Origin of the sequence: Pseudomonas sp. WC1, assembly GCF_050586565.1 — a bacterium.
Lineage (GTDB): Bacteria > Pseudomonadota > Gammaproteobacteria > Pseudomonadales > Pseudomonadaceae > Aquipseudomonas.
This window is the reverse complement of the sequence record NZ_JBOBDQ010000103.1, coordinates 1-7,374: the sequence shown is the minus strand read 5'-3', so window position 1 is coordinate 7,374 and position 7,374 is coordinate 1. Positions and strand designations below refer to the sequence as shown.

Genomic DNA, 7,374 nt, shown 5'->3' with positions numbered 1-7,374 from the left:
GGCCGGTGCAGATAACGAAGATCAGCGGCCCAGATAAACCTCGACCACCCGCTCATCCTCCTGCACCTGCGCCAGCGACCCTTCGGCCAGCACACTCCCCTGATGCAGCACCGTCACATGGTCGGCAATGCTGCCGACGAAGCCCATGTCATGCTCCACCACCATCAGCGAATGCCTGCCCGCCAATGATCGGAACAGCTCGGCGGTGAACTCGGTCTCGGCATCGGTCATCCCCGCCACCGGCTCGTCGAGCAGCAGCAGCTTCGGCTCCTGCACCAGCAGCATGCCGATCTCCAGGAACTGCTTCTGCCCGTGGGACAACAACCCCGCCTGGCGTTGGGCCAGGGGCAGCAGTCGCAGGGTGGCCAGCACCTCTTCGATGCGCTGGCGCTGCTCGCCGCTCAAGCGTGCCAGCAGGCTGGCCCACACCGACTTGTCGGCCTTGAGCGCCAGCTCCAGGTTCTCGAACACCGTCAGCGCCTCGAATACCGTGGGCTTCTGGAACTTGCGGCCGATACCGGCCTGGGCGATCTGGCATTCGCTCATGCGGGTCAGGTCGAGGGTGTCGCCGAAAAACGCGGTACCCGTGTCGGGGCGGGTCTTGCCGGTGATCACGTCCATCATCGTGGTCTTGCCGGCGCCGTTGGGGCCGATGATGCAGCGCAGTTCACCGACGCCGATGTACAGGTTGAGGTCGTTGAGCGCCTTGAAGCCATCGAAGCTGACGCTGATGCCTTCCAGGCTCAACACCGTGCCGTGGCGGGTGTCCAGTCCGGCCTCGCGACGCCGGCCCAGGCCGATGGCTTCGCGACCGCTGCCGACCTGGTCGAAGATCGGTTCGAGCATGAATTCCGGATGCACCGGGGGCACGCTTCTCATGGCTGGCTCCTTTTCTTCACAAGGCCGACCACGCCCTTGGGCAGGTACAGGGTGACAAGGATGAACAGCGCGCCGAGGAAGAACAGCCAGAACTCGGGGAACGCCACGGTGAACCAGCTCTTCATGCCATTGACCAGGCCGGCACCGAGCAGCGGCCCGATCAACGTGCCGCGCCCGCCGAGTGCCACCCACACGGCGGCCTCGATGGAGTTGGTCGGTGACATCTCGCTGGGGTTGATGATGCCCACCTGCGGCACGTACAGCGCCCCGGCCAGGCCGCACAGCACGGCACTGAGCACCCACACCAGCAGCTTGAAGCCGCGCGGGTCGTAGCCGCAGAACATCAGGCGGTTCTCGGCGTCGCGCACGGCGGTGAGCAGGCGGCCGAACTTGCTCTGGGTCAGGCGCCAGCACAGGTACAGGCTGGCCAGCAGCAGACCGACTGTCAGCAGGAACAGCACCGCCCGGGTGCCCTGGGCGGCGATGTCGAAACCGAGGATGGTGCGGAAGCTGGTGAAGCCGTTGTTGCCGCCAAAGCCGGTCTCGTTGCGAAAGAACAGCAGCATGCCGGCGAAGGTCAGGGCCTGGGTCATGATCGAGAAGTACACGCCCTTGATCCGCGAGCGGAAGGCGAAGAAGCCGAACACCAGCGCCAGCAACCCCGGCGCCAGTACCACCAGGCACAGCGCCCAGGCGAAGTGCTGGGTGCCGGCCCAGTACCAGGGCAGCTCGCTCCACGACAGGAAGGTCATGAAGCCCGGCAGACCATCACCGGCCGCCTGGCGCATCAGGTACATGCCCATGGCATAGCCGCCAAGGGCAAAGAACAGGCCGTGGCCCAGCGACAGTAGCCCGGCATAGCCCCACACCAGGTCCAGGGCCAGGGCGACGATGGCGTAGCAAAGAATCTTGCCCACCAGGGTCAGGGTATAGGCCGAGACCTGCAAGGCGTGCCCGTCGGGCAGCAGCGACAGCAGCGGCAGGGCCAGCAGCACCAGGACGACAACGGCGCCGACGGCCAGCGACACCCGGGTGCCGGCCTTGCGCGTGGCAGTGACAATCAATGGCTGGTTCATTAGTCGATTACCCGTCCCTTGAGGGCGAACAGGCCTTGCGGGCGCTTCTGGATGAACAGAATGATCAGCGCAAGGATGAGGATCTTGCCCAGCACCGCCCCGATCTGCGGCTCCAGCAGTTTGTTGGCGATGCCCAGCCCGAAGGCCGCCCACAGGCTGCCGGCCAGCTGCCCGACGCCGCCGAGCACCACCACCAGGAACGAGTCGATGATGTAGCTCTGGCCCAGGTCCGGGCCGACGTTGCCGACCTGGCTCAGGGCCACGCCGCCGAGCCCGGCGATGCCCGAGCCGAGGCCGAAGGCGAGCATGTCCACGCGCCCGGTGGACACCCCGCAACAGGCCGCCATGTTGCGGTTCTGGGTGACCGCGCGCACGTTCAGGCCCAGCCGTGTGCGGTTGAGCAGCAGCCAGGTGAGCAGCACCACGGCGAGGGCGAAGCCGATGATCACCAGGCGGTTGTACGGCAGCACCAGGTTGGGCAGCACCTGGACGCCGCCCGACAGCCAGGCCGGGTTGCTCACCTCGACGTTCTGCGCGCCGAAGATCAGGCGCACGGCCTGGATCAGGATCAGGCTGATGCCCCAGGTGGCCAACAGGGTTTCCAACGGGCGGCCATACAGGTGGCGGATCACCGTGCGCTCAAGGGCCATGCCGACCCCTGCGCTGACGGCGAATGCCACCGGCAGGGCGATCAGCGGGTAGAGCTCGATGGCGTCCGGGGCGTAGCGCTGCAGCAGCACCTGAACCATGTAGGTGCTGTAGGCGCCGAGCATCAGCATCTCGCCGTGGGCCATGTTGATCACCCCGAGCAGGCCGAAGGTGATCGCCAGGCCCAGCGCCGCCAGCAGCAGGATCGAGCCCAGCGACAGGCCGCTGAAGGCTTGGCCGAGCAGCTCGCCTACCAGCAGCTTGCGCTGTACCTGGGCCAGGCTGGTTTCGGCGGCGGTGCGCACGGTGGCGTCGGTTTCCGCGTCGGGTTGTAACAGCGCTTCAAGGCGGGTGCGGGCCAGCGGATCACCGGTTTCGCCGAGCAGGCGCACGGCGGCCAGACGCACTGCCGGGTCGCTGGCGCCCAGTTGCAGGTTGGCCAGGGCCAGGCCGAGGGCCGCGTGCACGGCGGCGTCGGGTTCGGCGGCGAAGCGCCGGTCGAGGAAGGCCATTTGCGCGGGTTGCGCGCTTTTTTGCAGTTGCTGGGCGGCGGCTAGGCGCACGTTGGTCTGGTCGCTGAGTAACTGATGGCTGGCCAGGGCGTTGTCGATCAGGCCGCGCAGGCGGTTGTTCAGGCGCAGTTTGCGGGTGTCGTTTTCGGCGATGCGGCCCTGGCGCAGGTTGTCCAGTAGCGGCAGGCGTGCGGCGTCGGGTTGCGCGGCCCAGGTTTCGAGCAGGCGCGCCTGTTCGGCGGGCTTGGCGCTGAGGAAGAATTCGCCTTCGCTGGCTTGGGTGGCCAGGGGCAGTAGCAGTAGAAAGGTGAGCAGGAATCTGAACATGCGGGCAGTCCTGAAAAATCGGCGGTGGATTCATCGCCGGCAAGCCGGCTCCCACAGGTCCAACAAAGAATTCGGAAGCTGTGCTGTACCTGTGGGAGCTGGCTTGCCAGCGATAGGGCTGCGCAGCAGCCCCAGTGCACTCAGTTACCCTTCACCGCATAATCCGGCCGCTTGTCATTCCCCGGAATGAACGGGCTCCAAGGCTGCGCCCGCAGCGGCTGTTCGGTTTCCCACACCACACTGAACTGCCCGTCATCCTGGATCTCGCCGATCATCACCGGCTTGTGCAGGTGGTGGTTGGTCTTGTCCATGGTCAGGGTGAAGCCCGACGGTGCCTTGAAACTCTGCCCGGCCAGTGCTTCACGCACCTTGTCGACGTCGGTGGACTTGGCTTTCTCGGCGGCCTGCGCCCACATGTGGATGCCCACGTAGGTGGCTTCCATCGGGTCGTTGGTCACCGCCTTGTCAGCGCCTGGCAGGCCCTTGGCCTTGGCGTAGGCCTTCCAGTCGGCGACGAACTTCTGGTTCACCGGGTTATCCACCGACTCGAAGTAGTTCCACGCGGCCAGGTGCCCCACCAACGGTTTGGTGTCGATGCCGCGCAGCTCTTCTTCGCCCACCGAGAACGCCACCACCGGTACGTCGGTGGCCTTCAGGCCCTGGTTGGCCAGTTCCTTGTAGAACGGCACGTTCGAGTCGCCGTTGACCGTGGAGATGACCGCCGTCTTGCCGCCGGCGGAGAACTTCTTGATGTTGGCAACGATGGTCTGGTAATCGGCGTGGCCGAACGGCGTGTACACCTCTTCGATGTCCTTGTCGGCCACGCCTTTGCTGTGCAGGAAAGCGCGCAGGATCTTGTTGGTGGTGCGCGGGTAGACGTAGTCGGTGCCCAGCAGGAAGAAGCGCTTGGCGCTGCCGCCGTCTTCGCTCATCAGGTATTCCACCGCCGGGATCGCCTGCTGGTTGGGCGCGGCACCGGTGTAGAACACGTTCGGCGACATCTCTTCGCCCTCGTACTGCACCGGGTAGAACAGCAGGCCGTTGAGCTCTTCGAACACTGGCAGCACCGACTTGCGCGACACCGAGGTCCAGCAGCCGAACACCACCGCGACCTTGTCCTGGGTCAGCAGCTGGCGGCTCTTTTCAGCGAACAGCGGCCAGTTGGACGCCGGGTCGACCACCACCGGTTCGAGCATCTTGCCGTTCACGCCACCCTTGGCGTTGATCTCGTCGATGGTCATCAGCGCCATGTCCTTGAGCGAAGTCTCGGAAATGGCCATGGTCCCGGACAGCGAATGCAGGATGCCGACCTTGATGGTCTCGGCGGCCTGGATGCTCCAGCTCAGGCCCATCGCGGCGACCGATGCGCTGAGGGTGAAGGCCTTGATCAGACTGCGTCGCTTCATGTGCTCACTCCGATGTGATGGTGGGTGTTGGCCAGATCGGAGATTGCAAGGGCTGTGCCGAGCGATGGAAGGTGCGTGATAGAGCGGTTGTGCGACGAATCGGGGCGCAGGGTGGGGCCAGGATGGTGCTTGCTGCACAGGCCTGCACAGGATTGGGGCCGGGGGCGATGAACACTTTTGACACATAAGCGGTACTTGAGTACCGTGCCGCACCGCAGTAGTTTCTGCGGTTCGGGATTGGCGTCCCGGATACAGAGAGCGGGCACTTTCAAAAGTGTCCTGCATGGCTGCACCCGTTATGGGCGGAGCCGTGTGTGGGAGCCTTCGGGCTCACCGGCTCTCTCTGTCCGGCACGCCAACCCGCACGGCTCCGTCCACCCATATTGGCGTGTGGGTGCGGAGCGTCATTACGGAGAGCCGCAAGGAGATGCACCATGCTCAAGAAGATCGTTCCAGATCCACCGTTCGCATTTATCGAGATCGCCACCTTTCATCGAGAGGTGCAGCCATGAACCAGGAATCGCTGGTCAACCTCACCCCGCGCAAATCACGTCCGGTCACCGCCAGTTCCCACTTTGGCACCTGCAATCACGCCCATGCTCCGATGCTCTCGGTACAGGCCGGGGTCGATAGCGAGGATGCGCTGGTGTGTGCCGTGGCGGCGTTGAAGGCGGCCTATGAGACCAATGCCGCGGCATTGGAGAAGGCCGCAGATCCGTTGCGCAGTTTGCTGACGGCAACGGAGAATTCGCTGGAGAAGGGGTTGGCGTTGGCTGAGGCTGTGCTTGAAGGGTTGGAGCACGGCTGACAATCGCCGGGGCCGCTGTGCGGCCCAATCGCCGGCAAGCCGGCTCTCACAGGTACTGCGCAATCCTGACCCTGTGGGAGCTGGCTTGCCAGCGAAAGGGCTGCGCAGCAGCCCCCTGCGATCAGCGGCTCGACGCGCCTCTCACCGCATTGCGCGGCTGACGCCTGCTGCGCACAAACTGATAGGTCACCGCCAGGATCACAAACCAGATCGGCGTCACCACCAGCGCCGAGCGCGTATCGGCCTCCAGGCTCAGCAGCACCAGGATGCCGGCGAAGAACACCAGGCACACGTAGCACATGAAGCGCCCGCCGGGCATCTTGTAGGTGGATTGCTCATGCAGCGCCGCGCGCTGTTTGCGGTAGCTCAGGTACGACAGCAGGATCAGCGTCCAGACGAACATGAACAGCACCGCCGACACCGTCGTCACCAGGGTGAAGGCTTCGATCACATTGGGTACCAGGTAGATCAGCACCGCGCCCAGCAGCAGGCAGGTGCAGGAGAAGTACAGGCCGTTGGCCGGCACCGCGCGGCGCGAGAGTTTCTCGAACGCCTTGGGCGCATCGCCCTCCTGGGCCAGGCCGAACAGCATGCGGCTGGTGGAGAACACGCCGCTGTTGGCCGACGAGGCCGCCGAGGTCAGTACCACGAAGTTGATGATGCTCGCCGCCGCTGGCAGGCCGGCCAGCACGAACAGCTCGACGAACGGGCTCTTGCCCGGCACCACGTCGCGCCATGGGGTCACGGCCATGATGGCGATCAGCGCCAGCACGTAGAACACGATGATACGGATCGGGATCGAGTTGATCGCCCGCGGCAGGGTGCGCTCGGGGTTCTTCGCTTCGGCGGCGGTGGTGCCCACCAGTTCGATGCCGACGAAGGCGAACACGGCGATCTGGAAGCCGGCGAAGAAGCCCAGCAGGCCGTTGGGGAACATGCCGCCGTCATTCCACAGGTTGGTCAGGGTGGCGGTGTGCCCGCTCGGCGACTGGAAGCCGGTGATGACCATGTACAGGCCGGTGGCGACCAGGCCCATGATGGCGATGATCTTGATCAGGGCGAACCAGAATTCCATTTCGCCGAACATCTTCACCGTCACCAGGTTCAGCGACAGCAGCAGGGCCACGCAGCTCAGCGCCGGTATCCACTGCGGCAGGTCGGGGAACCAGAATTGCGTGTAGGCAGCAATGGCGACCACGTCGGCGATGCCGGTGACCACCCAGCAGAACCAGTAGGTCCAGCCGGTGAAGTAGCCGGCCCAGGGGCCGAGCAGGTCGGCGGAGAAATCGATGAACGACTTGTAGTTGAGGTTCGACAGCAGCAGCTCGCCCATGGCGCGCATGACGAAAAACAGCATGAAGCCGATGATCATGTAGACGAAGATGATCGACGGGCCGGCCAGGCTGATGGTTTTGCCCGATCCCATGAACAGGCCGGTGCCGATGGCGCCGCCAATGGCGATGAGCTGGATGTGGCGGTTGGTCAGGTTGCGTTGCAGGTGCTGCTCTTCGGAGGGTGTCTGGGAGGTCCGGGTCATAGGCTGCATTCCATTGAGGGTCAGTCTTTTTGTGAGCGAAAGCCGAGTAGGCTATCACGTCGCGTTCCAATCGCGGGTGTGGCAGATCGGCACGATCTTGGCGGTACGGCGTGATGCTCGACATGACTGGAATCAATGGTTGTTGGTGCTGGCCTCATCGCGGGGCAAGTCGCATCGGCGC

General features: G+C 64.7%; 6 protein-coding genes. 1 reads left to right on the top strand and 5 read right to left on the bottom strand.

The features are described 5' to 3' along the window. Positions 1-21 precede the first annotated feature (21 nt). The 4 genes from urtD to urtA all read right to left on the bottom strand — a co-directional run bounded on the left by urtD (position 22) and on the right by urtA (position 4,848). Complete coding sequence (urtD, locus tag ACQ4OD_RS26125) at positions 22-879, bottom strand: urea ABC transporter ATP-binding protein UrtD (protein WP_430945199.1); 858 nt, start codon at positions 877-879, stop codon at positions 22-24. Beyond that, positions 876-1,955, bottom strand: a complete 1,080-nt coding sequence (urtC, locus tag ACQ4OD_RS26120; protein WP_198755612.1) for an urea ABC transporter permease subunit UrtC — start codon at positions 1,953-1,955, stop codon at positions 876-878. Before urtC ends, urtD begins: the two co-directional genes overlap by 4 nt. After that, positions 1,955-3,442 (bottom strand): urea ABC transporter permease subunit UrtB, encoded by a 1,488-nt coding sequence (urtB, locus tag ACQ4OD_RS26115; RefSeq protein ID WP_430945198.1) that lies wholly within the window; start codon positions 3,440-3,442, stop codon positions 1,955-1,957. Before urtB ends, urtC begins: the two co-directional genes overlap by 1 nt. Positions 3,443-3,582: 140 nt before the next feature. Continuing rightward, complete coding sequence (gene urtA, locus ACQ4OD_RS26110; protein WP_102683971.1) at positions 3,583-4,848, bottom strand: urea ABC transporter substrate-binding protein; 1,266 nt, start codon at positions 4,846-4,848, stop codon at positions 3,583-3,585. A 508-nt stretch (positions 4,849-5,356) separates the two neighbouring features. Here urtA and ACQ4OD_RS26105 point away from each other — a divergent pair. Next, positions 5,357-5,656 carry a hypothetical protein gene (locus ACQ4OD_RS26105; RefSeq protein ID WP_198755610.1) on the top strand — a complete coding sequence of 100 codons (300 nt, stop codon included), beginning with the start codon at positions 5,357-5,359 and terminating at the stop codon, positions 5,654-5,656. A gap of 121 nt (positions 5,657-5,777) precedes the next feature. On the opposite strand, the gene cycA is transcribed toward ACQ4OD_RS26105, so the two are convergent. Next, entirely contained in the window at positions 5,778-7,193 is a 1,416-nt protein-coding gene (cycA, locus tag ACQ4OD_RS26100; RefSeq protein WP_198755609.1) for a D-serine/D-alanine/glycine transporter, read from the bottom strand. Positions 7,194-7,374 lie beyond the last annotated feature (181 nt).